The organism is Natrinema sp. LN54 (assembly GCF_052439245.1).
GTDB classification, from domain to species: domain Archaea; phylum Halobacteriota; class Halobacteria; order Halobacteriales; family Natrialbaceae; genus Natrinema; species Natrinema versiforme_A.
Genome location: NZ_JBQVRP010000003.1, coordinates 43,033 through 66,847, shown reverse-complemented (window position 1 = coordinate 66,847; position 23,815 = coordinate 43,033). Strand labels below are relative to the sequence as shown.

General features: G+C 62.1%; 19 protein-coding genes. 11 read left to right on the top strand and 8 right to left on the bottom strand.

The annotated features are described in order from the left end of the window. Nucleotides 1-45: 45 nt before the first annotated feature. The 3 genes from ACT4ML_RS09660 to ACT4ML_RS09650 all read right to left on the bottom strand — a co-directional run bounded on the left by ACT4ML_RS09660 (nucleotide 46) and on the right by ACT4ML_RS09650 (nucleotide 4,987). A complete protein-coding gene (locus ACT4ML_RS09660) occupies nucleotides 46-1,620 on the bottom strand; it encodes a long-chain-fatty-acid--CoA ligase (RefSeq protein WP_444720673.1) in 1,575 nt (524 codons plus the stop codon). A gap of 109 nt (nucleotides 1,621-1,729) precedes the next feature. Continuing rightward, nucleotides 1,730-3,943 carry a TRAP transporter permease gene (locus tag ACT4ML_RS09655; RefSeq protein WP_444720672.1) on the bottom strand — a complete coding sequence of 738 codons (2,214 nt, stop codon included), beginning with the start codon at nucleotides 3,941-3,943 and terminating at the stop codon, nucleotides 1,730-1,732. Nucleotides 3,944-3,949: 6 nt separating this feature from the next. Then, nucleotides 3,950-4,987 carry a TAXI family TRAP transporter solute-binding subunit gene (locus ACT4ML_RS09650; protein ID WP_444720671.1) on the bottom strand — a complete coding sequence of 346 codons (1,038 nt, stop codon included), beginning with the start codon at nucleotides 4,985-4,987 and terminating at the stop codon, nucleotides 3,950-3,952. 205 nt (nucleotides 4,988-5,192) lie between these two features. On the opposite strand from ACT4ML_RS09650, the gene ACT4ML_RS09645 reads away from it, so the two are divergent. The 5 genes from ACT4ML_RS09645 to ACT4ML_RS09625 all read left to right on the top strand — a co-directional run bounded on the left by ACT4ML_RS09645 (nucleotide 5,193) and on the right by ACT4ML_RS09625 (nucleotide 9,678). After that, the gene (locus ACT4ML_RS09645; protein ID WP_138246411.1) at nucleotides 5,193-6,356 is read left to right on the top strand and encodes an acyl-CoA dehydrogenase family protein; all 1,164 of its coding nucleotides are present in this window, start codon (nucleotides 5,193-5,195) and stop codon (nucleotides 6,354-6,356) included. Nucleotides 6,357-6,536: 180 nt separating this feature from the next. Further along, complete coding sequence (locus tag ACT4ML_RS09640) at nucleotides 6,537-7,307, top strand: IclR family transcriptional regulator (RefSeq protein ID WP_444720670.1); 771 nt, start codon at nucleotides 6,537-6,539, stop codon at nucleotides 7,305-7,307. A gap of 820 nt (nucleotides 7,308-8,127) precedes the next feature. Next, a complete protein-coding gene (locus ACT4ML_RS09635; protein WP_444720669.1) occupies nucleotides 8,128-8,526 on the top strand; it encodes a hypothetical protein in 399 nt (132 codons plus the stop codon). 165 nt (nucleotides 8,527-8,691) lie between these two features. After that, nucleotides 8,692-9,051 (top strand): hypothetical protein, encoded by a 360-nt coding sequence (locus ACT4ML_RS09630; RefSeq protein WP_138246408.1) that lies wholly within the window; start codon nucleotides 8,692-8,694, stop codon nucleotides 9,049-9,051. Nucleotides 9,052-9,480: 429 nt separating this feature from the next. Continuing rightward, nucleotides 9,481-9,678: a hypothetical protein gene (locus tag ACT4ML_RS09625; RefSeq protein WP_444720668.1), complete on the top strand. Its 198-nt coding sequence runs from the start codon at nucleotides 9,481-9,483 to the stop codon at nucleotides 9,676-9,678. A 1,233-nt stretch (nucleotides 9,679-10,911) separates the two neighbouring features. On the opposite strand, the gene ACT4ML_RS09620 is transcribed toward ACT4ML_RS09625, so the two are convergent. Together ACT4ML_RS09620 and ACT4ML_RS09615 are read right to left on the bottom strand one after the other, a co-directional pair. Beyond that, nucleotides 10,912-11,718, bottom strand: a complete 807-nt coding sequence (locus ACT4ML_RS09620) for an IclR family transcriptional regulator (RefSeq protein WP_444720667.1) — start codon at nucleotides 11,716-11,718, stop codon at nucleotides 10,912-10,914. Nucleotides 11,719-12,151: 433 nt separating this feature from the next. Further along, complete coding sequence (locus ACT4ML_RS09615; protein WP_444720666.1) at nucleotides 12,152-13,051, bottom strand: polysaccharide deacetylase family protein; 900 nt, start codon at nucleotides 13,049-13,051, stop codon at nucleotides 12,152-12,154. Nucleotides 13,052-13,185: 134 nt separating this feature from the next. On the opposite strand from ACT4ML_RS09615, the gene ACT4ML_RS09610 reads away from it, so the two are divergent. Further along, nucleotides 13,186-14,499 carry a twin-arginine translocation signal domain-containing protein gene (locus tag ACT4ML_RS09610; protein WP_444720665.1) on the top strand — a complete coding sequence of 438 codons (1,314 nt, stop codon included), beginning with the start codon at nucleotides 13,186-13,188 and terminating at the stop codon, nucleotides 14,497-14,499. A 26-nt stretch (nucleotides 14,500-14,525) separates the two neighbouring features. Beyond that, nucleotides 14,526-15,449 carry an ABC transporter permease gene (locus ACT4ML_RS09605; protein WP_444720664.1) on the top strand — a complete coding sequence of 308 codons (924 nt, stop codon included), beginning with the start codon at nucleotides 14,526-14,528 and terminating at the stop codon, nucleotides 15,447-15,449. Nucleotides 15,450-15,647: 198 nt separating this feature from the next. Here the strand turns inward: ACT4ML_RS09605 and ACT4ML_RS09600 are convergent, their stop codons facing one another. Continuing rightward, the gene (locus ACT4ML_RS09600; protein WP_444720663.1) at nucleotides 15,648-17,408 is read right to left on the bottom strand and encodes a TCP-1/cpn60 chaperonin family protein; all 1,761 of its coding nucleotides are present in this window, start codon (nucleotides 17,406-17,408) and stop codon (nucleotides 15,648-15,650) included. A 124-nt stretch (nucleotides 17,409-17,532) separates the two neighbouring features. On the opposite strand from ACT4ML_RS09600, the gene ACT4ML_RS09595 reads away from it, so the two are divergent. From ACT4ML_RS09595 to ACT4ML_RS09585, 3 genes are all read left to right on the top strand, one after another. Then, nucleotides 17,533-18,366, top strand: a complete 834-nt coding sequence (locus tag ACT4ML_RS09595) for an ABC transporter permease (RefSeq protein WP_444720662.1) — start codon at nucleotides 17,533-17,535, stop codon at nucleotides 18,364-18,366. A 91-nt stretch (nucleotides 18,367-18,457) separates the two neighbouring features. Then, entirely contained in the window at nucleotides 18,458-19,426 is a 969-nt protein-coding gene (locus tag ACT4ML_RS09590) for an asparaginase (RefSeq protein ID WP_444720661.1), read from the top strand. A gap of 125 nt (nucleotides 19,427-19,551) precedes the next feature. Continuing rightward, complete coding sequence (locus ACT4ML_RS09585) at nucleotides 19,552-20,325, top strand: SDR family NAD(P)-dependent oxidoreductase (RefSeq protein ID WP_444720660.1); 774 nt, start codon at nucleotides 19,552-19,554, stop codon at nucleotides 20,323-20,325. An 81-nt stretch (nucleotides 20,326-20,406) separates the two neighbouring features. Here the strand turns inward: ACT4ML_RS09585 and ACT4ML_RS09580 are convergent, their stop codons facing one another. Then, entirely contained in the window at nucleotides 20,407-21,591 is a 1,185-nt protein-coding gene (locus tag ACT4ML_RS09580; protein ID WP_444720659.1) for an ABC transporter ATP-binding protein, read from the bottom strand. Beyond that, nucleotides 21,588-22,712, bottom strand: coding sequence for an ABC transporter ATP-binding protein (locus ACT4ML_RS09575; RefSeq protein ID WP_444720658.1), 1,125 nt, complete (start codon nucleotides 22,710-22,712; stop codon nucleotides 21,588-21,590). The genes ACT4ML_RS09580 and ACT4ML_RS09575 overlap by 4 nt, the downstream gene beginning before the upstream one ends. 332 nt (nucleotides 22,713-23,044) lie before the next feature. Here ACT4ML_RS09575 and ACT4ML_RS09570 point away from each other — a divergent pair, with 332 nt between their 5' ends. Beyond that, nucleotides 23,045-23,797 (top strand): 3-oxoacyl-ACP reductase family protein, encoded by a 753-nt coding sequence (locus ACT4ML_RS09570; RefSeq protein ID WP_444720657.1) that lies wholly within the window; start codon nucleotides 23,045-23,047, stop codon nucleotides 23,795-23,797. Nucleotides 23,798-23,815 lie beyond the last annotated feature (18 nt).

The following is a 23,815-nucleotide window of genomic DNA, read 5'->3' as shown; positions in this document are numbered from 1 at the left end:
GAAACGAACGGATCGCGAGAGACCGAGCGGCGAGTGGGCTCGCGATTACTCGCCGATGTCGTCGGCGTCGTCGCCGCGAAGCTCGAACTTCTGGACCTTGCCGGTGGTCGTCCGCGGGAGTTCCCGAACGAACTCGACCTCGCGGGGGTGTTTGTACTCCGCGAGGTTGGTCAGGCAGTACTGTTTGATGTCTTCCGGCGTCGCCTCGGCGTCGGGCGTGGTCACGATGAACGCCTTGACGGTCTCGCCGCGGCGCTCGTCCGGAATCCCGACGACGGCGGCGTCGGCGACGTCCTCGTGTTCGAAGAGCAGTTCTTCGACCTCGCGCGGGTAGACGTTGTAGCCGCCCGTGACGATCATGTGCTTCTCCCGGTCGACGACGTAGAAGAAGTTATCCTCGTCCCAGTAGCCGATGTCGCCGGTGTGGAACCAGCGCTTGCCGTCCTCGTACGTGAAGGCCTCCTCGTTGGCCTCGGGTAGCCCGTAGTACTCCTTCATCACGTTCGGCCCGTGGATGACGAGTTCGCCCGTGATCTCGTGGATCGCCGCCTCCTCCTCGTCGATCGGCCCCTCCTCGACGCGTGGCACCTCGTTGAACTCCTCGTCGACGATCTTCGCCTCGACGCCCTCGAGGGGCTGACCGATGCTGCCCTTCCGGCGGGCGTCGTTCGTGTTGGCGTGGGTGACCGGACTCGTCTCGGTCAGGCCGTACCCCTCGTTGAGCTGGACGCCCCAGAGCGATTCGAACCGCTCTAAGACCTCGAGCGGCAGGCTCGAGCCCCCGGAGTTCGCAAAGCGCAGGGCCTCGAACTCGTAGCTCTCGGCGTCGGGCTGGTTGATCATGTCGTTGAACATCGCGGGGACGGCGAACATGATCGTGATATCGTCGTCCTCGAGTTGGTCCATCACCGTCGGGGCGTCCCACTCGGGGACGGGGTAGTAGGTCCCGCCGCTGTACATCGCGCCGTTCATCACGACGGACATGCCGTAGATGTGGAACAGCGGGAGCGTGCCGATGAGACGGTCGGAGGCCTGAAACCCGCCCGGCGGCACGCTCGCGTTGGCCCGCGTCGTAAAGGCGAGGTTGTGGTGGGTCAACAGCACGCCCTTCGGCGTGCCGGTCGTCCCCGACGTGTAGGGCTGGACCGCGACGTCGTCGTCCGCGCGATCGACGGTCGCCTTGGTCTCCTCGGCGAGGAACTCGTCGAACGCCGTCGCGCCGTCGACGTCCGCGCCGACACTGACGACCTGCTCGACGTCGGTGTCGTCCTGTACCTCGAGGACGTTGGGAACGAGATCGGCCAGCGCGACGACGGCCTTCGCCCCGCTGTCGCCGAGCATGTGGCGGATCTCGCGGGCCTTGTACTGGGGATTCATCGGGACGATGATCCCGCCGGCACGCAGGGTGCCGTAGAACGCCGTCACGAACTGTGGCAGGTTCGGCAGGTAGATCCCGACGCGGTCACCCTCGCCGATCCCGCGGTCCTCGAGTGCCTGTGCGAACTGTCCGGCTCGCGTCCAGAACTCCTCGTAGCTCAGTTCCGCGCCGTCGTAGGCGATCGCAGCCGAATCCGGGTTCGCATCGACCGTCGCCCCGACCTCCCGAACGAGATTTGTCATACTTTGTGTACGGTCGTCTGAGGGCCACAAAAGGGTTGTTACTCATCGATCCAATTTATTTCGGTTGTTCGAGAAACCGGGGGCGAGTGGCCCGGCCGGCGGGCCGCAGTCAGTCGCTGGTCGACGACGTGTCGATACCGGAGTCGGAGCCGCTCTCGGCCGGCATCTCGTAGCCGACGACGAAGCGGGCGTGGAGCAACACGCCGACGATGGCGGCCGCGGGGACGATCTGGACCGCGACGTGGACGATCGATCCGAACATCGCACAGAGCGCGGCGATGACGTAGAGCCCGCGGATCGGAATCGAGAGGTCTCGAGCCCCGTCGAAACCGACGGTCGCGACGATCAGGCCGACGGTGCCCGCCAGTACGACGGGGAACGCGATCAGCGTCTCACTCGACCAGTAGATGAGGCTGTTGTTCGTGATGAAGGCGTAGGGGATGACGAACCCGGGCGCGCCGAGTTTGAGCGCCTGCAGACACGACTGCAGGAAACTCGAGTCGGCGATCCGGGACCCGATCGCGACCGAAATCGCGACCGGCGGCGTGATCGCCGACAGCATCGCGAAGTAGAACACGAACATGTGTGCCGTGATCTGGGGCACGCCCATGCCGATGATCCCGGGCGTGACCAAGACGACGACGAGGACGTACGCCGCCGGCGTGGGCATTCCGAGTCCGAACATGATGCTCGCGATCATCGCGAGGAAGAGGACGATGAAGAGTCCGCTTCCCAGCCCGAACAGCGAGACGCCATCGCCCAGTCCGATAATCGTCGTGGCGATCCCCTGCGTGAGGCCGGTCCCCTCGAGCAGTTCGATGATGAGCCCCATCGCGGCGAGGACGCCGATCAGCGGCGCCATTTCGATGCCGCCCTGTTTGAGCCCGTCGAACGTCTGTTTGGTCGTCGCGAGCAGGTTCCGGCCGATCGTGTCGGCCGCGACGCTCGTCTCGCCGACCTCGAGCGTGATGTCTTCCTCGCCTACGCCAAAGACGCCGACGAGAACGTTTCGGATGTACATCACACCGATGAGCGTAATGATGGTGTACAGGCCGGCGGAAAGCGGCGTGTACTGCAGGTAGACGAGCGTCAGCAGGAGCACGCCGATCGGGATCGTAAAGTGCAGCCCGCTGACCAGCGCCCGCCAGTCGAACGTCGACAGGTCCTTCGATACCCACCCGAACTTGAGGATGGTGAAGTGGACGGCGATGCAGACGCTGAGGTAGAACAGCGCTGCGGGGACGACGCCCGCCTGAACGATTTCGACGTAGCTGACGCCGGTGAAGTCGGCCATGAGGAACGCCGCGACCCCCATCACCGGCGGCAGCATCTGTCCGCCGGCGGAGGCGACCGCCTCGATCGAGGCGGCGAAGTCGTCGCGGACGCCCTGATCTTTCATCATCGGGATCGTGAAGCTCCCGGTCGTCGCCGTGTTCGCCGCGGCGCTACCGGTGATCGATCCCATGACCATACTCGAGATGACGGCGATCTGGACGACGCCGGTCCGCAGACTCGTCCCGAGTTCACGGCCCACGTCGAGGACGAAATCCATCAGTCCGTAGGCCTTGGCGATCCCGGCGAACATGATGAAGATCGCGACCCACGTCGAGCCGATCCGCATGAGGGTCTCGTCGTAGACGCCACTGACGCTGATCGCGCCGTTTTCCGCGATCGTTTGCCAGTTCATCCCGGTGTGGTAGAAGAGGCCGGGCAGGTTTGGTCCGACCGCCGTATGCGCGTAGGCGATCGAGAGGACGGCGACGGCCGCGATGATGTTCCCGAACGCCCGCCGCGTCGCGTCGATCGCCAGCGTGATGAGGAGCACCCCGACCAGATGGTCGGTCGTATTGTATCCGAGGAGGTGTGCGGACTCGGTCAGCCGAACGTAATTGGTGTGGACGTACAGCACTGCGCCGATCGCCGCGACACCGAGAGCGAGGGCGATGATCGGGTCGACCCGCGCGTACGCTGCTTTGAGTGCCTGAAGGCCTCGTCCCGTTTCGCCGGACTCGGCCGTCCCGGTCGCATCAGTCGCGGACGGTTCGGTTGCGGCGTCGCTGCTCGCGTCGCGATCGGCGTACTGCGAGCGAGCGTAATCGAAGTAGTACAACGCCAACCCCAATCCGAGGAAGACGTTGACGTACTCGTCGGTCTCCGCGAACAGGTCGATCTGGACCGCGAACGCGATTTTCATCGCGTATCCGATGGTCAACAGCGTCAGCGCTACGCCCAGCACGTAGACGATCCCGGAGAGGACGTCCAGCGGACCGGCTCGGCCGAGCGACTGGCGGGCACGGCGGGAAAGGCGGCTAATGGAAGCCATCGCGAGTTACGGCTCTTCGGCTCGTTCGAACTCGTCTTGCCAGACGCCGATCTCCTCGTAGAAGTCCGCCGCGGCGGCGTGGAACGGAACGTCGTCGTACATGTTCTCGACCCAGAACTCCTCGTCGTCGAGTCGGGCGAGGACGGCGCTGTAGTCCTCGAGCGCGCTGCGGTTTTCGTGCATCGTCTCGAGGAAGTTGTAGACGGTGTCGTAATCGAGGTCGGCTCGAGAGACGAAGTTGTACGCGAAGGTCGGACAGTGAACCTCGTCGGGAGCGTTCTGGGTGCCGTCGATCTCGTCGCCGCTGAACGACTGAATGAGCAGGCGGTCGTCGCCCTCCCACTCCTCGAGGGTCGAATCGTCCACGTCGAGGATGTTCAGATCGGCGGAGTTCAGCATTTCCTGCACCCAACCGGGCACGATGCTGAAGTTCATGTACGTGCCGACCCCGACGTCGAGGCTGCCCTCGTTGAGCGACCCGCTCTGGTCACCGTACCCGACGCTCGTCCGGTTGTAGTCGTCCGTCGCGTAGTCGAGTGCCCGCTCGAGTGCGGGGGCCGTGCCCGACCCTCGGGGCGTCGGCGAGACCGTCGTTCCCGACTCGATCTCCGACAGCGACTCGAGGCTCTGCGAGAGGAAGAACCACGGCAGGTCATAGAAGTGGAACACCTGCGCCATCTCGAACTCGAGTTGGTCGAAGTCGCCCGCCCCTTCTTGGACCTCCTGGGCCGACCAGTTCTGGATGTAGACCATTTCCGCCTCCTGGCTGTTGAGCGCACCGAGGTTCGCTTCGGTGCCCTCGCTCGTGCGCGCTTCGACGTTGAGGTCGTCGCTGTTGTCATTGATGACCTGTGCGATGCCCTCGTTGGCAGAGTAGGCCGTCGTCGACGCCTGCGACGTTCGCATCCGAACGGTGCCCTCTTCGACATCGCCGCCTTCGCCGCCGAGACACCCGGCCAGTGCCGTGGCCGTGCCGATTCCGGTTGCCGCGAGCAGCGATCGTCGAGTTGTCCCCGTGTTCGTGGAAATAGGTCGATCCACCATGCCAAGTCGTTACATAACTCCCTCGTATAATCCTTCCGCTATTATCCGAACATACATATCTCACACGGTATAAAACAATTGATTGTAAAATAATATCAAGTGTATAGCGTGCAATCCGCCGCGAAACACCCCTGACGTGTCACTCAGGTATCGACCTGATAACAGGTATCGCAACGCCTATTGCGCCCTTGGCGAAGTATGACGTATGCTGGATTTCGTTCAGCTCGAGGCGGACCTCGACCAGGAAGAGCGGATGATCCGGGACACCGCCCGGGAGTTCGTCGACGAACACGTCAAACCCGATATCGGCGAGCACTTCGAGAACGGGACGTTCCCGAAGGAGCTCATCCCGAAGATGGGCGAACTTGGTTTCTACGCGCCGAACCTCGAGGGCTACGGGTCGCCGAACGTCTCGGAGACGGCCTACGGGCTCTTGATGCAGGAACTCGAGGCGGGCGACTCGGGGCTGCGCTCGATGGCGTCGGTCCAGGGCGCGCTCGTCATGTATCCGATTCACGCCTACGGGAGCGAGGAACAGAAAGAGGAGTGGCTGCCGGCGATGGGTCGGGGCGAGGCGATCGGTTGTTTCGGCCTGACCGAGCCCGAACACGGCTCGAACCCGTCGGCGATGGAGACCTCCGCCGAACGCGACGACGACGGCTACGTCCTGAACGGCTCGAAGACGTGGATCACGAACTCGCCGATCGCCGACGTCGCGATCGTCTGGGCGCGGGACCGCTCGGCCGAAGACGATCCGGTTCGCGGCTTCCTCGTCGAGACCGACCGCGACGGCGTCAGCACGAACAAGATCACCGAGAAGCTCTCCCTGCGCGCCTCGATCACGGGCGAAATCGGGCTGAACGACGTCTACGTGCCGGAGGAGAACGTCCTGCCCGGCGTCTCCGGGATGAAGGGACCGCTGTCCTGTCTCACGCAGGCCCGCTACGGGATCGCGTGGGGTGCCATCGGCGCTGCCCGGGACTGCTTCGAGGAGGCCCGCCAGTACGCGACGGATCGCGACCAGTTCGGCGGTCCGATCGGTCAGTTCCAGCTTCAACAGCGCAAGCTCGCGGAGATGGGCACGCAGATCACGCTGGCCCAACTGCTGGCCTACCGCCTTGCCGAACTCAAGGAACGCGGCGACATGCGGCCCCAGCACGTCTCGATGGCGAAGCGAAACAACGTCCGGACGGCCCGCGATCAGGCCCGGATCGCTCGCGAGATGCTCGGCGGCAACGGCATCACCACCGATTACTCCCCGATGCGTCACATGTCCAACATGGAGACCGTCTACACCTACGAGGGTACTCACGACATCCACACCCTCGTTCTCGGCGAGGAGTTCACCGGCATTCCCGCCTACCAGTAACGCCGCGATCCGGCAGTTCGGCTTCGCTTTTCGCTTTTTCTCACTTCGCGTTCTCCGATCGCGGACCGACTCGAGGACTCCTCGTCGACGCGAATCCGGAGACGGAAGGTTCGTCCCGTCAGGCGACACCTCCGTTTCAGTATCCGGAACATTGATTGCGGTCTGTGAATATCTACGGATATGGACACGGATCGGGACGAGACCGAGCCCGAGGGTGTGGGGGTCTCGACGACGCGGAAGACGTTCGCGCTCCTCGAGGCGCTCAAAGCCGAGGAGGGCGTCACGATCGCAGACCTCACGGAACGGACCGACCTCCCGAAGAGCACCGTCTACCGACACCTGCAAACGCTTACTGATCTGGGCTACGTGATCGAGCGCGACGGGAACTACTACGTCGGGTTCCGCTTCGTCGAACTCGGCGAACAGGCTCGATCCCGAAAAGTGGGATACACGGCCGCCAAGCGAGCGGTGTTCGAACTCGGACAGGAGACCGACGAACGAGCGGTGTTCATCGTCGAAGAGGACAACGAGGCCGTCTACGTCCACCGCTACGGAAGCCTCTCGAACACGATGATCGGCCAGCGGCGGCCGCTGCACTCGATGGCCTCCGGCAAGCTCATTCTCGCGGAGTGGGACGACGAGGCGGTCTCCGGCTACGTCGACGAGGTCGGACTCGAGCCGATTACGTCGAACACGATCACTGACCCCGACGCGCTGTTCGACGAACTCGAGACGATCCGCGAGCGCGGGTACGCGGTGAACAATCAGGAGCATATGGACGGACTCCGCGGCGTCGCCGTCCCCGTCTACACGCCCGACGACGAGTTCCTCGGCTCGCTGGCCGTCTTCGGGCCGACCAGCCGATTCACGGACGAGCGCGTCCACGACGAGCTCCCGACGCGACTCCGGGACAAGGCGGGCGAAATCAGGGTCACCCTCGCGTACGGCTGACGGACCCGAAATCGGACTGACGAACCCGGCAGTGTCTGATCGACCGCGTCGTTCTCGCAGACCGGTGAATCGGACCGCCGTCCGGGAACGACATTTTACTGGATGAAACACTGGTCGGACGACTCGACATCGTCGAGCGAACGGACCCGGATATTCACCACACTTTCCGCATGCTGGAACGCTCGCTTCGAAACACGTCGAACTCATCCCGCATAGTGAATTCCCTCATCTCCGCATCGAAACGCCTGTCTTCGGCTTCCGGGACGGACCCTTCGATGACTGAACTGCAGACGGGTCCGGGACTAGAGCCGACTGCAGGGCCTCTGTGCGGTCTGCGATCGACAGTACGACACTGCCTCGCTGCTCGAGACGGATGCGTGCGACTGCGATGGTTCGTCAGTCGACTAGCGTCGAACGATTCTCACTCTCAACAGCCATAACAATCGTACTACTGTTATGGGATGTCGGCCTCCTCGCGTATCTATCGCCAATACGTGATAACTAGTGAGCTGTCATCTACTGGCCACACGAGGAGACGGCGACAGGCTACTCGCCGTTCCTGTCTCCGAGGAGTATCTCCGGTCCCGGGCTATCAGCGTCAGTAGCTCGGCTTTAGTCGGCCCTATTGCGGACGGGTCGCTCGAGTGTCGATAGTCTCGAAATCCAATCCGGCATATCGACTTACAAGTTATTAAAGATAAATGAAAAGTATCGATAGTTGGGGTACGAGACGTCCAGTCAGTGGCGAGTCCAGTCAGCCGGCTGAGCGGTGGGGCAGACCGTCCGAGGGTTTATCAGGGAATCCGCGGCCAACGGGGGTATGTCGGAACACTCCCGACGACCGCGACGGACAGTCCTTCGAACGCTCGGTGCGCTCGGCACGGGCGGGCTCGCCGCAGTGACGACCGCCGGTGCGAGTACCGGTGACTCGTCTGAGCCAACGGATAACGCGACCGACGACGTCCTCGACGGCACCGATCTGTACATCGGGGTCGTCGATCGGATCGTCGACGGCGAACACGTCGTCCTCCTGCTCGAGGACGGGGAGGCAGTCGTCGACCAGCTCGTGCTTTCGGTCGATCGCTTCGACGAGATCGCGGCGGACGACATCCTGTTGACTGTCGCCGCGGACGACGAGTTGCGCGCGTACCGACACGTCCCGTCGAAACCGAACGGCTGTCCTGACCCAGACTTCGAACGCCTCTCGTCCGACGGCTGAATCGAACGCCGGAGAGCACCGGCCGAAACGGACCCCGTGGACGCCCCTCGAGCGGCCGTTTACGACAGTGTCATCTCCGCCGATATCGATAGTGTGAACCCCTCACAGTGCCCGGAAACAGCAAGTCAAAGGCGTAATGCTCGGAGGCCGCTCTATCCGAACATCATGGTGGAAACATCCTCAATCGGGATCGGGTTGGACAGACCGGGTACCACCAGCCTTCGCGCCGCGTTTTTCAGCGTCTGGTTCGTCGATCTCGTCGCGACGATCCTGTTCTTCGTCGTGCCCTACGCGTACGAACTGAATCCCGTGACGGTGTTTCTGTACGACCTCTTCGGACTCGCCGGCGTCGTACTCGCCGCCGTCATCTACGCCGGCTTCGTGATCGCGATCGGTTACGTCCTCTCGCGGCCGTTCGACATCGGCTTCGTGGCCACGGTCGTCGTCATGTACGCCATCTTCGCGAGCAACAACGTCGTCCTCTTGGTCTCCCGTGAACCGCTGCTCACGCCGTTGATGCCGTGAGTCCTATCCGACGCGAACCGTCGTCGCGTTCCAGCCGGGGTTCCGTTCCGGTCGTCTCGAACGTGACCCCCGTCCGGACGGTACTCTCTCCCTTACACACCTACGGCCGTATAATTCGACGCGAGTGATAGGACGACTTCGGCTCGGATCGGTCGTTTCAGGCGTGATCGATCGGCCCAACGGTTCGGTAATGACGAATGGACGTTCGACGGTGCGGCCGAGAGCCAGTGGGTTCCGTGGGTCAGCACCGTTTCTCGCCGATCGGAATCGCCAATTCGTTTCCGAAGAGTGAACACTATACGATTTCGGTCGGTCGGCCACAGTCGCATCAAAATGCGACGTACAAGCGATTCACGGGCTATATCGGCGGTTCGATAGGTCGACTGGCGCGTTCTAGGCTCCATCCACCGATAAAATTATTGAATATATATGCAACGAATTCGTATAGTTGACAACCACAACTATCTAGATATCGATAGACGAACCGTCCTGAAATCGATCGGCGTCGGCGCGTTCGTGACCGGAACGGCCGGATCAGTCACGGCGACGACGGACGACCCTGGTAATCCGCGAGCGTCGCCCTCGAGGGCCCCCTCGAAGCTTGCCGCCCTCACTCGAGAGCCGTGACCGCGACACTGGCGGCGTTCACGAATCAGTTCGTTGGTACCGGCCGGTCGTGTTTCGGTTGTCGTACCGGGCAGAATGACGACGGCTTAGAGCTCCGATTCGGGAGTGATGGTTGTCCGTAACTGAACAGTTTGCGATCGAAGAGGTCCGTTGCGTTATATCTCTGAAGACATGTTCGGTGGCGTTCCGATGCCCCTGATTCTCGTCTCGAAATGGTGCCCGCGTCGGCAGAGTGCCCGACTGGAAACGCCGTGCTTTATCGACGAGAAACACGACCTCGACGACGCCACGTTTCTCGACCGACGCTGGAAGAGTGAGATCAGTTACTGCCACCGTAGTCGCCGGAAACAGCTGTATTCGATGGATTCTGTTCGTTTTGAATCGACCGCAGCGTACAGCCAGTACTGCCGATAGTCGATCCGAATCACGGTTTCCTCGAGTACGACGTGATTCGGCTCGCATCAATGGTGGGCTGTCGGTCGGCCTTCTCTCCTCACTCGCGAACGGCCTCTCGCGAGCGCTCGAGACACTACTTCTAGATGTATTGAACTATACTCCAAAGTTATACTTCTGCTAAATAGTGTGGAAAATTCACTTGCATCAGTTCCCACGGTATCGCCTCTCGCTTCGCGAAACCCAATCGGACCGGTGCGTGAGAATCGTTGAGGCGGTCGATTTCTGGAATGAACCACGACAAATCGCACCGACTCACCTGTCGTCCGACGCCGAACGGCATCCTCGGCTCGGGCCAAGATTGAAACACCCCCATGACAATGCACCGGTCGGTTCAAATAGGGCGTTGCTACGCAGATTTTTTCGTTGAGGATGACAACAGCATCGTCTCGACGATGGGACTGCTCGAGGATATCGAGAGTGATGTCGCTCGCGGGATGAGTCGACTGTCCCGTTCTTCATATCCACAGATGCAAGCATCGAGTCATTGTCGACTGTGTGATCTCAGTAGCATAGCGTACTGCTATCGGACGAAAACGGAACTCGATGGTTGCGCTGCTACCGACTGGAAATTCGCTACTTCCAGTGCGATTCTCCTCTCCGATGAATTACAAACACATACCTGTAATCACATATGTCCTAATTCTGGACGCGAAGGCGAGCAGAGTAGGATGCTCGCATTGGATGGATAACGGCCATATGGTTGTAAACTTGGCTGTGGATCAAGAGAACGGTGTCGATCGGACGCACGAAACGGGAAGTAACAGTCTCTGTTCGCTCTCAAAACTGCGTCGACTGAGCGTGCATGTTGATGTTGACCTCGATGACATCGGCGGCGTTCATCACCATTTCCGGAAGTTCTTCCTCGAATCGTTCGCCCTGCATTCGGCTTTTCGGCCCCGAGAGGCTTACCGCGCCGAGAATATTCCCGTCCGGGCCTTTGATGTCCGCCCCGACGGCTCGGAGCCCTTCGACCTCTTCTTCGATGTTGTAGGCGTACCCTCGCTCGCGGACTGCCTCTCGCTCTTCGAAGAGTTCGTCGATGTCCGTAATCGTGTTTGCAGTCCGCTTTCGGAGCCCGTGTTGGTCGACGATCTCTTCGACCCGTTCGTCCGGTAGATGCGCGAGGATCGATTTTCCCGCAGCCGTGTGATGGAGGCCGAGCGGCTTCCGTTCCATCTGATCCGGATAGTCGCTGCCGATTGCCTTCTCACCGCGTTTCAGGTAGAGAACGATACCGAGTCCGTGCTTTTCGGTCACCAGTTGTGCGTACTCGCCGGTTTCTTCGATGAGTTTGTCGATCTCCTTCTTCCCGAACCGATACAGGAGGTTCTCCTGACGGACGTGTTCCCCGATCAGGATGAAACACGGGCTGAGGTCGTACTCGTCGCCGTTCTTGATCACGAACCCGTTCTGCCGGAGCGTCGTCAAGTGATTGTATGCCCCGCCTTTCGAGAGGTCGAGATGAGACGCTAACTCGGTGACGGTCGCGCCGTTTAATTCCTTTAGCGCCTTGATCACGTCTAGTGTCCTCGTGACCGTCTGGAGCGTTCGAGGCGAGTCGGGGTCGGATGGGTTCTCTGTCATCGTGATGTCTTACCATGACTGCGCCTAAATCGTTTGTGGCCTGCAAATCCGGCAGTCAACTTTAGTTCCCTCCTTACGGTATGAATTTTTCCCAAGCCGCTTCACTGGTGCGATTTTCCGAAAATCACGAGACTAGTTACCGTGGATCAAACCATCGTGGCTCTCGCCAACGTTTGCTATTTGCAAACGAATCTCTGTGGCCGCTCTTTCGACCATACTCGTTTCTGCTCTTGAGGCCGGTATGATTTTACGATCTAGCTATTATATCGATATAGTATGTTTGTTCGGTCGTAGCTTCGTGGATAAGTTTGCAGGATACAAACTAGGGGTGGTACGAGTTACACGTCTGATGGCAGGGCGATAGCGATCCCTGTCGAACGTACCGATCAAAACGCGCAAAAATAGCGGAGTGTCCCGGTCGGAATGCGACTCTCTATATGTACTCGCCTTCGCTCTCGTAGACCGACGGATCGTCTTCGTACTTCCGTGCGATCTCTTCGATTGTCTTGAACTCCGCGTTCTCGTGGCTCTTGACGTACTGGATGAAGTCCTCGAACAGCGGGATCATGTGCGGGAGCCCGTGGATGTCCGGGTGAATGGTAAAGGTGTACACGCCGGCGCCGCGTCGGTTGTACAGGTAGTCGAACTGCGCCTTGTAGTACTCCTCGTACATCATCACGGGGCTCTTGTAGCCGGCGTTGTACGACGGCTGCTTGATGAACAGCATCGGCGGGATGTCGTCGCGGTACCAGCTAATCGGTACCTCCACGATGTCCGTTTCCTCGCCGTATTCGTAGGGCGTCATCCAACTCTCCGGCTCCTGATCGTATTTGATCGGCTCCCAGTCGTCGCCTTTGCGCATGTACCCCGGCTCGAACTCCCGCTCCATCAGGCTGCTGTCGTACAGGAAGTCATGCTTTTCGACGAGTTCCGGCGTGTTCTCACTGAATTCCCACCAGCTCGCACGGTGGCCGACGGGTTCTTCTCCCGTGACGTCTTCGATGAGATCCTTCGAAACGGCGATGATCTCGTCTTCTTGCTCGCGCGAGAGGTCCGTCGGGTTCTCGTGGGAATAGCCGTGGACACCGAGTTCGTGACCGGCGTCGGCGACCGCTTGGACTTCTTCCTCGAACGTCTCGATCGAGTGGCCCGGGACGTACCACGATCCCTTGACGCCCTCGTCCTCGAGGAGTTGGAGCATCCGTGGAATGCCTTCGTTCCCTGCGCACAGTCCGCGCGAGAGGTCTGCCGGCGAATCCTCGCCGCCGTAGGAACCGAGCCAGCCGGCGACACAATCAACGTCGATCCCGATTGCTATGTCTATGTCTCCCATAGTGCGATCGGATGACCTCTTCGGAGTGAGTTAAATACTTTCGCTCCAGTAATATTAGCCGGAGTCGGTCGCCTCGTCCCGCCGTCGGCGGCACCACCGATACCTTTATAGTATCTCGCACCACCCTCAGAACCATGTCTGGTATTAACAGACGAAACTTTGTCAAGGGTGCAAGTGCAGCTGCAGCAGCCGGCCTCGCCGGCTGTATCGGCGGCGGTGGCAGCGATGACGGCCTCCGCTGGATCGGTCCCGCGTGGTCGGCCCGCGACGAACAGGCGGCGAAGTACAGCGAAATGACCGGCAACGAGATCGACGTCACGACGGCAACGATCCCGACGGTCCAGCAACGGTTGCTCGGCGGCGAGAACTCGTCGATCGACGCGTACAGTGTCGAGACCTCGGGCGCCGGTGCGCTGGCCGACGTCACGATCCCGACGCCGACCGATGAGTTAGACAACTGGGACGAAACGCAAGTCTCCGACGCCTTCACCAACCCCGGCGAGCGCCTGAGCTACCTCGGTGCGCAGACGGACACGATCAACGATCTCCTGTGGGCGGACGACGAGCAGACGGAACTCCAGTTCCCGCCACACGCGTACAACTTCGACGCGGTTGGGTACAACCCCAAGTTCGTCGACGAGGCGTCGCGCTGGAGCGCCCTGTTCGACGAGCAGTACGAAGGGCAGTCGGTCATCGGGGAAACGGCGGCGATCACCATCCCGCAGGCGTTGATGCACATGGTCGACACCGACATGGTCGACGGGGACATCGGCGACCTCAACAACCCGACCCAGGAGCAACTCGACGCCGCCATCGATTTCCTGATCGAACAGAAAGAGGCAGGCCAGTTCCGGACGACGTGGGAGGCCTACGGTGAGTCCGTGACCCAGATGGCCGGCGAAGAGGCGGTGATCGGCGACCTCTGGCAACCGGCAGCGATGGACGTCCGGCGCGAGGGAACGCCGTGTACGTACGCAACCATGGAGGGCGGCATTCAGGGCTACCGCTACTGGTTCGGCGGTATCGCACCGGTCGATCCCGGCGCTCGAGAACGCGACAACCTCGGGGCGGTCCGCTCGCTCCTGAACGACGTTCACTACGGCGCTTGGTACCCCGGGTTCGTTCAGGGATGGGGGTACTCCGTTCCCCACTACGAGAACGAGGAACTCGTTCGCGACGGCTCCGACGACTCCGGCGAGGGGATGGGGCCCGAATACTACGACTGGGCGTACCGCGGCGAAAGCACCTACGACGCGGTCGACGAACCGGCGCTGTTCGATCCTCAAGAGTACGACTGGTCCGACGAGGAGGGCGATCCGAACTCGGACGGTTCGACCCGTGACAGCGGCCCCATCGAGGAGCGCTTCGATAACATCGGGTTCTTCCAGATCTGGCCCGACGAGGCGGACTACATGCAGGACCGCTGGGGCGACTTCCTCGCCGCGTAATCTGATAGCAGGTAATACACTTCACAATGACAACCGATACCGCGGCCGATTCCGCCGATGATAGATCAGTATCGGACCGAGCGACGAGCAAGGGCTCGCGGCTGCGCTTGAGCGAGCCGTACGCGCTGTCACTGCCGACGGTCGCGTGGTTTACCGCGTTTCTCCTCCTGCCGCTTGCCGTGATCGGCTTCTACAGCTTCATGTCCTACTCGAGTTTCAGCGTGATATACGAGTTCACGCTGGATCCGTGGGCCCGCGTCTTCACCGACGGGACGGTCCGTGCGGTCTTCGTCCGCACCATCGGAACCGGCATCCTGGTGACGCTCCTCACGCTCGTGTTCGCCTATCCCATCGCATACTACCTCCGGTTCTACACCAGCGAGTTGGGCGGGATCATCCTGCTATTGTTCCTCGTGATTCCGTTCTGGACCTCGGAGCTCATCAGGACGATCGCGTGGTTCCCGATTCTGGGTCGATCCGGGGCCATCAACTGGGTCCTCCTCTCGATCGGGATCATCGACGAACCGCTTCGGTGGCTCATCTTTAGCCTCTTCTCGCAGGTCGTCGGATACCTCCAGAACTTCCTCGTGTTCATGGCGGCGCCGATCTACATCTCGCTGTCCCAGATCGACGAGGATCTGCTCGACGCCTCGGAGACGCTGCGCGCTGATTCGATCGCGACGTTCCGCAACGTCACGTGGCCGCTCAGCCTGCCCGGCGTCGCCATCGGCTGCATGTTCACCTTCGTCCTCGCGATCGGGAACCTCACCATCCCGCAGTTCCTCAGTTCGGGCTCTGCGACCCTTACCGGGCTCATCTACCAAGAGGTCCAGCGCGGACTCCACTACCCGAACGCGTCGGCGATGTCGATCATGCTACTGGTCGTGATCTTCGCGTTCGTCTTCGCACTGTTCCGCGTCGTCGATATCAGCGAGATCGCACAGAACTAGCGCCGCCGTCTCCGTTTTCGACTCGAGTTCTACCTTCCAATCCGATACGAGTTGGCCAGTGAGACTCCGCGGATCGAATCGTTGGTCGTTGCATCCGATTGCAGTCGAATTGCTGTAACCAATGGCTCCCTCGTCGGTCAAGCAGTTCCGGCGTAATACGCCTGAAAACCGATACCGGCGCGCCGTCAGTAACCGAACCTACTCCCAGACGGTTCCGTCCGTGCCATGTTCGTCCAGGTGATCTCGGTGTTTCTCGGCGTGATCATCGAAGATCACGTCCCCCTCGTCGGCAGGCTCTCGAGACGTTTTGGCGTCGATGGCGTCGTCGATGCGGAGGACCGCTCCGGCGACTTCGACTGCGGTCACGTAGATCCACGTCTTCAGAGCGAACGGATCGAGGACGCCGCGTTCTTCCACGTCGGTGACGACTCCCTCAGGAAGCACCAGTCCGGTCTCATACCCCGTGTTACTCGCCGCCTCTCTGAGGTCGGCGAGCGTCGAGATCGGATCCAGACCTGCGTTTTTCGCGAGCCCGTAGGGAATCCGTTCGACGGCGTCGGCGAAGGCGTCCATCGCGAGTTGGGGGCGAGAGCCCGTCCCGGGTGCCGCCGCCCGAACGTCCCGCGCGACACCGATGTCGGCCGCGCCGCCGCCGGGCACCACGCCAGCCGACCGACCGTGTTCGCCGCGCGCCGACGCGACTGCGGCGGTAGCCTTACGGAGTTGCCGCGCCGCCTCGGAGTTGAGTTCCCCCCAGTTTCCGCGGAGGAAGACGGTCATCGAGTCGGGATTCCGGCAGCCGTCGAAGACGACGATCCGCCGTCGACCCCGCCGCCTGCTCCGTTTCTCGGCGCGTTGCTGCTCGACTCGTCCCGCGTAGCCGAGGTCGTCAGCGCTGATGTCGCTCGGGTCCCTGACCTGATTCGCCCCTGTCGCCTTGGCGATCCGTGCAAGTTTGAGTCGGTTCACGCCGCGAACGGCGAGGATACCGGCGTCGGCGAGCTGCCGTTGGTAGCGATCGTCGATCCCGAGTCGGGTGACGACGACGTCGACATCGTGCTCGATGAGCGCCCGTATGATCCCGCCCCGCCGCTCCGCATACAGATCTTCGTACCCCACGATATCCCCCGGCTCGGAGACCTCGATCGTTGCCTCCTGTGTGAGTTCGGGGTTCCGGAGACCGCCGACGCGGCCGTCCCCCGCGTCCCCGCGTTCGAAGCCCGACAGGACGAGGACGGTCGCGTCGTCGACCGCGGTCGGCATCCGCTCGGAGGCGATCTCGTTTCTCGGGAGGACGGTCCCCCGGAGCAGCCTCGAGTCCTCGATCGAGCCGGTCGACACTCCCTCCACGCCGAACGTTTCCGGCGTCGGATATCCGACCTCGGCGGCCGCCTCGCACGCGAACTCGGCCCATCGGTCGGCCATCCCGCCCACGTCGTTGCCGGTCATCGCGGTTCGTGCGACCGCCAGCTCGGCCGCCGCGGGGTCCGAAAACGAATCCAGCCGTTGGCGCGAGTCGCGCAGGGAGTCCGTCGCGATCGACAGCGCGTCGACGTACCCCTGTCGCACGGTCGTCGGGTGAACGCCCTGCTCGAGCAGCGTCTCGGCTTCGTCGAGCAGCGACGCGAGCAGCAGGACCGTCGACGTGACGCCGTCGGTGACGTGTTCGCCGACCGTTTCGGTGTCCTCCGGAAACTCGTCGCCTGCGACTCGTCTGACGACGGGCGCTATCGGGTGTTCCAGCGGCAGCGCGTCTAGAATCGTTCGTCCGTCACCGGTGACGACGTACTCGTCGTACGCGACCCCGCCGGGCGAGGACACCCCCTGCGAGGCGGTCCGTTCCCCGATGAACTTGTCGTGTGACACGGGGCCGAGCGACGGAGCGAGAACACCTGCGATCCCTTTGATCGCTGCGATGTTTGCTTGCGGAAAAGAAATCTCACTTTCGTCTAGGGACATGATCTGATCTGAAATCGGTTTTCGAGCCTTATGACTGTTGTTGCAGCGGCGACGAAGTCGCCAGCAGGCGAGGCCGTCCTGTAAAAAACCATGTTTTATGTGTGATGGGGTACCACATTGGGTGATGGCTACTCGCCAGAGTTCAACAGACGGATCTACAGTAACGAGGCTGCTGAATCGGCTCAACACCAAGCGACTAGTAACGGCGTACTTCGTCCTGATGGCGATCTACATCTACGCGCCGATCATCTCCCTGCTGGTGTTTTCGTTTAACACCGGCGGTGTGACGGCGCCCTTCGCCGGTTTTACGCTCGAGGCCTACGAGTCCCTGTTCGCGAACGGCACGATGTGGAGTGCGATTTCCCGGTCGATCCAGCTCGCGCTGGTCGTGACCGTAATCACGACGCTACTCGCGACGGCGACCGCCCTCGCGTACCGGTACGATTTCTGGGGGCAGCGCGGGATGTTGTATCTCATTATTCTCGGCATCATCACGCCGGGGATCACGTACGGCGTCGGCACGCTGCTACTGCTGACACAGGTGTTTCAGCTCAACCGGGGGCTCATGCTCGCGATTCCGGTCCACGTCGTCTGGACGCTCCCCTTTGCCGTGATCGTGTTGCTCGCCGGCTTCCCGCCGAACCTGCGGGAAAACGAGCGGGCGGCGCAGGTGATGGGTGCCAGCAAGCTCACCAGCTTTCGCAAGGTCGTCCTGCCGCAGATCCTGCCGACGGTGCTCGGGGCGGCGGTGTTCGCGTTCACGCTCTCGTACAACGAAGCCGAGCGAGGGCTGTTGCTCGTCGGCCGGGAAACGACGATGCCGATTCAGGTGTTCTCGGTGGCGTCAGCCGATCGGGCCACGCCGGAACTGTTCGCCCTCGGCAGCGTGACGACAGTCTTCTCGACGGTCCTCCTGCTCATCGCCGGCTGGCTCGTCATCCGCAATACGGCAAACTAACCGATGTCTCCGATCTCCACTCCCACTTCCGTCCGCTCCCGCTTCTCGCTTCGAAACGATTAGGTGCAGCAAATATCATCCCACAGATAGCATGAATTCAAACGTTCATATACTCAGCACAGGTGGCACGATCGCAAGCACCGGCAAGGATGACGGTGCCAAGCCGGACAAGCAGGGGTCCGAACTGCTCGCGGACATTCCCGAGATTGACGACTACGCGTCCGTCTCGGTCGAACAGGTCGCACAGATTCCGAGTTTCACCATGGACTTCGAGACGATGGTGACGATCGTCAGGCGAGCCGAGGCGGCAATCTCGGCGGGTGCAGACGCGATCGTCGTGACTCACGGAACGGACACCTTAGAGGAGTCGGCGTTTTTCGCCGACCAGACTCTGGGCGGCGACACTCCGATCGTGTTCACAGGCGCACAGCGCCGACCCGACGAAATCAGTCCCGACGGGCCCGCGAACATCGTTACCGCGGTCCGAGCCGCGGACCACGACGCGGTGCAGGCGGCCGGCGGCTCCTATGTCGCCTTCGACGAGCAACTCCACGAGGCGCGGTCCGTCACGAAGGCCCACACGAGCCGCCTCGATACGTTCCGGTCGCCCGACTCGGGGCCGGTCGCCTCGCTCGATCACGGCGGCTTCCGGTTTCACTACTCGCCGCCTGAGGCGAACGCGCTCTTCGACCCCGTCGTGCCGGACGCGGCGGTCCGGATCGTTCCGAGCTACGCCGACTGTCCGCGCGATCCCGTCGACGAGGCGGTCGATGCCGGCGTCGACGGCCTCGTTATCGAAGGCACCGGTCTCGGTAACACGACCGCAGCCCTCAGCGACGCGATCGCCGACGCGCTCGACGCGGGCGTCCCGGTCGTCGTTGCCTCGCGCTGTCTCGGCGGAGCCACGGCCCCCGTCTACGGAAATCCGGGCGGCGGCGAGACGCTGCGTCAACACGGCGTCGGGTTCGCCGGCGACCTCTCCGCACAGAAGGCGCGAATCAAACTCGCACTCGCACTGACGGCCACGGCCGACCCGCTAGAGCAATTTCCGGCGGAGTGACCGACGGAGTTAGTGCCGCGCTCGCAGTGACCGTTCGAAGCACGCGGGCAGCGGCAGGGCTGCAGCCGATCGGACCGGCGGCATCGATACCATTATTATTATCGAACTGCTGAGGTATGGGTGTAATGGCCTCACAACGGTTACACGGACGGACAGCATTGGTTACCGGAGCGAGCTCCGGCATCGGAAACGCCATCGCGGCGGAATTCGGCCGACAAGGTGCGAATGTCGTTGTCGCGGACATCCGCAAAGAACCGAAACTCGAGGACGAACGACCGGTGTTCGAGAAACTCGAGGAAGCGGGTGCGGACGCGACGTTCGTCGAAACCGACGTCTCGAGCGCCGACGACGCGGAAGCGGCGGTCGAAACCGCCGTCTCCGAGTACGGCGGACTGGACATCCTCGTCAATAACGCCGGGATCTATCACCAGTATCAGGCCCACGAGACGCCGGACGAGGCGTGGAACGACATTATCGATGTCAACCTCGGCGGGACGTTCCTCCTTACGCGGGCGGCGATACCCGCGCTCCGGGACAGCGACAACGCGAAGATCATCAATCTCGCGTCGATCTACGGCCTCGTCGGCGGCGAAAACAGCGCGGCGTACTGCGCCTCGAAGGGCGGCGTCGCGAACGTCACGCGACAGCTGTCACTCGACTACGCCGACGACGAGGTCAACGTCAACGCACTGGCACCCGGAATCATCAAGACCGCACAGAATCACGAGTGGCGCGAAACCGATGAAGACCTGCTCGAGGACTGGGAAAACCGGACCCCGTGGCCGCGCTTCGGAGAACCCGAGGACGTCGCGGACGCGGCGCTGTTCCTCGCGAGCGACCGGAGCGACTTCGTAACCGGTCACGTTCTCTCCGTCGACGGTGGCTGGACCGCTCGATAGCGCGATCGCTTACGATATCGGCGACGGCTCGCCGGACGATCGTCGCGAGTGAGAAATAGAGACGCGACCGAGACGACTCCGTTATTCTCCCAAGACGTCCTCGCTGAGGTCGACGTCGGGCAAGACGCTGATCTGCTCGAGGAGCGTGGCGTGTTCGGGCCGCCACGTGATGTCGACGGTATCGGTTTCGACATCGATGATCTCGTGGCTTTTCAACTGTAGTTCCGTGGTCTCCCCGGCGTCGTTCGTCGCCGTGAGCAGGACCTGCGTCCCGGCTCCGGGCTGGTGGATGACGTCATTGACGTCACACGCGAGCACGTTCTCGCCGTCCGCGCCGATCTCGAGGTACTGCGGGCGCACCGAGAACGGAATCTGCTCGCCCAAAAGCGAGTCGGGCGCGGAGTGGAGGTTCGCCGTCGACGCCGTGAACGCGCCGAAGGGGGTCTGGAGCGTGGCTCGAGTGCCGTCGTCGCTGATGTCGACCAGCTCGCCGGTGAACACGTTCGAGTCCCCGACGAACGTGGAGACGAACGCGGTGTTCGGCGCGTTGTAGACCTCGTCGGTCGAGCCAGAGTGTTCGATCTTCCCATCGTTCATGACGATGATCTGGTCGGCCAGCCGCATCGCCTGCGTCTGGTCGTGGGTCACGTAGACGAATGTCGTGTCCATCTCTCGGTGGATCCGGAGCAGCTCCCGCTCCATGCGCTTTTGAAGCTTGTAGTCCATGTCGCCGAGCGGCTCGTCGAGCAACAGTAGCTGGGGCTCTAACACGAGGCTTCGCGACAGCGCCACCCGCTGTTTCTGCCCGGCCGAGAGCTCCTCTGGCGACCGGTCGCGCATCTCGTCGAGCCGCATGATCTCGACCATCTCGTCGACGCGCTCGGTCTGCTCGTCCTCGGGGAGACCGAGTTGCTCGAGCCCGTACCTGATGTTCTCTTCGACCGTCAGGTGAGGGAACAGCTGGAAGTCCTGAAAGACGAGGCCGATGTCGCGCTGGTGGGTTTCCGCGTGGGTGATGTCCTCGTCCGCGAGGATCACTTCGCCCTCGGTGATCGGGAACCGGCCGACCAGCGAGTGAAGCGTCGTGGACTTCCCGCAGCCGCTCGGACCGATCAGGACGCAGAAGTCGCCCCGTTCGATCTCGAAGCTGATGTCCTCGACGGCGACGGTCCCGTCGGGGTACACCTTCGTCAGATCGTTTACCTCGAGTATCGTGTCGGTTTCCGTCGATTCGGCCGCGGACGTCGCGTTTTGTGCTACGGTCATAGTTTCAGAATATCGCTGGCGGTTTCGGTCTCGGTGGCACTCATTTCGGTGAAGAACTGTGCATCCTCACGGTCCCAGCCGACTCGAACCGTCTCGTCGTACTCGCCGACCTCGGCCTTTCCGGGAACGATGGCGTAGAAGTCGTTCTCCTCGATCGAGACGGCGATCTCCGTCGTCTCGCCCATATACGTACTCCCCATCGGGGTCGCCTCGAACTCGTTATCGAGGCCGACCGCGTCGTCGCCGATCGCGACGTTGACCGGGCGGATCTGTAGGAGCCCCGTATCGCCGCTCGCCGCGTCGTTGACGTTCTCCGCCGCGACGCGGCCGAAGGCGGTGTCGACGGTACAGCCGTCGGAATCGGTCTCGGCGACCTCCCCGTCCACGGCGTTGTTGTCGCCGAGGAAGCGGGCGACGAACGCCGTTTTCGGGTGGTGGTACACGTCGGACGGCGTTCCGATCTGTTCGATGCGACCCTCGTTCATCACGACGATCTTGTCCGCCAATTTCAGCGCTTGGTCCTGGTTGTGCGTGACGTAGACGAACGTACTCCCGAGATCCTCGTGGAGCCGACGGATCTCGAGTTCCATCTGCTTCTGGAGTTTGTAATCGAGGTCGGCGAGCGGATCGTCGAGCAACATCGTGTCACACTCGCGAATGAGTTGTCGTGCGAGTTCGACCCGCTGTTGTTGCCCCCCGCTGAGTTCCGATGGGGGATCGTCTTTCGTGTCCCCGATCGCCAGCAACTCGAGCATCTCGTCGATCTTCCGCTGTAGCTCTTCCTCGTCGATCGCCTCGTCTTGCTGTCGGACGCCGAAGGCGACGTTCTCGCCGACGGTCATGTGTGGGAACAGCGCGTCTTCGAACTCTTGGAACACGTACCCCAGTTCCCGGTCTTGGACGGACAGCTCCGCCGCGTCCGTGCCGTCGATGAAGACGCGACCGCGATCGGGTTCCGTCAGCCCGGCGATGCTCTGGAGGAGCGTGCTCTTGCCGCAGCCGCTCGGACCGACGATGACGCAGAACTCCCCCTCGTCGACGTCCAGATGGACGTCCTCGAGGACCTGCTCGTTCCGGAACGAGATGTCTACCGACTCTAATCGAATGTCTGTCGAGCCCATAGCATGTGATGTATTACCGAACCATATGGGTGTATCGGATTCGGCCGAGATTTGCCGGTGTCTCGTCGCGGGATCGAGACCAATGAGAGCAATCACGTCGAATCTCCGGCATCTACCGCGGACCGTACAGATCGAAACGAACGTCCTGATGGATCGTCCGGACGCCGCCTCGCCCGCCGACTGCCGCCGTTCGCTCTCGACTCGGAGCGGTAACCCGAGTCGAAAGCCAGTTTCGGGTCTCGAGACGGCCTTTCTCTCGTGGAGGTGCCGGCGGCACGGTACGATTCGACGGACCCGTAACTATAAGAGACAGACTAGCATGGACACTCGTAATGGGAGAGCTCAGCGACAAGTCGGCGTTGGTTACCGGCGGGAGCCGAGGTATCGGCCGCGGCATCGTCGAGGAATTAGCGGACGCGGGTGCGACCGTCGCAGTCAACCGCCACCCGGACGAATCCGCGAAATACGGTCGGGAGGTCGTCGAGAGCGTCGAGACGACAGAGGGCGATGCGTTCGTCTTACCGGGCGACGTCAGCGACGAAGACGACGTTCGTGAGATGATCGACGAGTTCGAAGCGCGGGAGGGCGCCGTCGACGTGTTGGTGAACAACGCCGGAATCCTCACGCAGTCGGAACTCGTTGAGATGTCGGTCGACACGTGGGACGAAACGATCGCCGTCGACCTCCGCGGCGTGTTCCTGACGACCCGATTCGCGCTGCCGGGCATGCTCGAGCAGGGAGATGGCCGGATCATCAACGTTGCCTCCCAACTGGGAATCAAAGGCGGCGAGGAACTGGTCCACTATTCCGCCGCGAAGGGGGGCGTCATCGCGATGACGCGGGCGCTCGCGCGGGAAGTGTCCCCCGCGGTCACCGTCAACGCCATCGCGCCCGGCCCGGTCGAAACCGACCTGCTCGACGACATTTCCGCGGAGTGGCGCGAGAACAAGGAAGCGGAGCTCCCGATGGGCCGACTGGGACAGGTCGAGGATATCGCACCGACGGCTGCTTTCCTCGCCGGCGACGGAGGCGACTACTACACCGGACAGACGCTCAGCCCGGACGGCGGCGACGCGATGCACTAGTTCGAGCGGGGGGTCGGG

Excerpts from the sequence above, each read along its gene's own strand:
- ACT4ML_RS09660 (WP_444720673.1), bottom strand. The coding sequence starts at position 1,620 with ATGACAAATCTCGTTCGGGAGGTCGGGGCGACGGTCGATGCGAACCCG.
- ACT4ML_RS09655 (WP_444720672.1), bottom strand. The coding sequence starts at position 3,943 with ATGGCTTCCATTAGCCGCCTTTCCCGCCGTGCCCGCCAGTCGCTCGGC.
- ACT4ML_RS09650 (WP_444720671.1), bottom strand. The coding sequence starts at position 4,987 with ATGGTGGATCGACCTATTTCCACGAACACGGGGACAACTCGACGATCG.
- ACT4ML_RS09645 (WP_138246411.1), top strand. The coding sequence starts at position 5,193 with ATGCTGGATTTCGTTCAGCTCGAGGCGGACCTCGACCAGGAAGAGCGG.
- ACT4ML_RS09640 (WP_444720670.1), top strand. The coding sequence starts at position 6,537 with ATGGACACGGATCGGGACGAGACCGAGCCCGAGGGTGTGGGGGTCTCG.
- ACT4ML_RS09635 (WP_444720669.1), top strand. The coding sequence starts at position 8,128 with ATGTCGGAACACTCCCGACGACCGCGACGGACAGTCCTTCGAACGCTC.
- ACT4ML_RS09630 (WP_138246408.1), top strand. The coding sequence starts at position 8,692 with ATGGTGGAAACATCCTCAATCGGGATCGGGTTGGACAGACCGGGTACC.
- ACT4ML_RS09625 (WP_444720668.1), top strand. The coding sequence starts at position 9,481 with ATGCAACGAATTCGTATAGTTGACAACCACAACTATCTAGATATCGAT.
- ACT4ML_RS09620 (WP_444720667.1), bottom strand. The coding sequence starts at position 11,718 with ATGACAGAGAACCCATCCGACCCCGACTCGCCTCGAACGCTCCAGACG.
- ACT4ML_RS09615 (WP_444720666.1), bottom strand. The coding sequence starts at position 13,051 with ATGGGAGACATAGACATAGCAATCGGGATCGACGTTGATTGTGTCGCC.
- ACT4ML_RS09610 (WP_444720665.1), top strand. The coding sequence starts at position 13,186 with ATGTCTGGTATTAACAGACGAAACTTTGTCAAGGGTGCAAGTGCAGCT.
- ACT4ML_RS09605 (WP_444720664.1), top strand. The coding sequence starts at position 14,526 with ATGACAACCGATACCGCGGCCGATTCCGCCGATGATAGATCAGTATCG.
- ACT4ML_RS09600 (WP_444720663.1), bottom strand. The coding sequence starts at position 17,408 with ATGTCCCTAGACGAAAGTGAGATTTCTTTTCCGCAAGCAAACATCGCA.
- ACT4ML_RS09595 (WP_444720662.1), top strand. The coding sequence starts at position 17,533 with ATGGCTACTCGCCAGAGTTCAACAGACGGATCTACAGTAACGAGGCTG.
- ACT4ML_RS09590 (WP_444720661.1), top strand. The coding sequence starts at position 18,458 with ATGAATTCAAACGTTCATATACTCAGCACAGGTGGCACGATCGCAAGC.
- ACT4ML_RS09585 (WP_444720660.1), top strand. The coding sequence starts at position 19,552 with ATGGCCTCACAACGGTTACACGGACGGACAGCATTGGTTACCGGAGCG.
- ACT4ML_RS09580 (WP_444720659.1), bottom strand. The coding sequence starts at position 21,591 with ATGACCGTAGCACAAAACGCGACGTCCGCGGCCGAATCGACGGAAACC.
- ACT4ML_RS09575 (WP_444720658.1), bottom strand. The coding sequence starts at position 22,712 with ATGGGCTCGACAGACATTCGATTAGAGTCGGTAGACATCTCGTTCCGG.
- ACT4ML_RS09570 (WP_444720657.1), top strand. The coding sequence starts at position 23,045 with ATGGGAGAGCTCAGCGACAAGTCGGCGTTGGTTACCGGCGGGAGCCGA.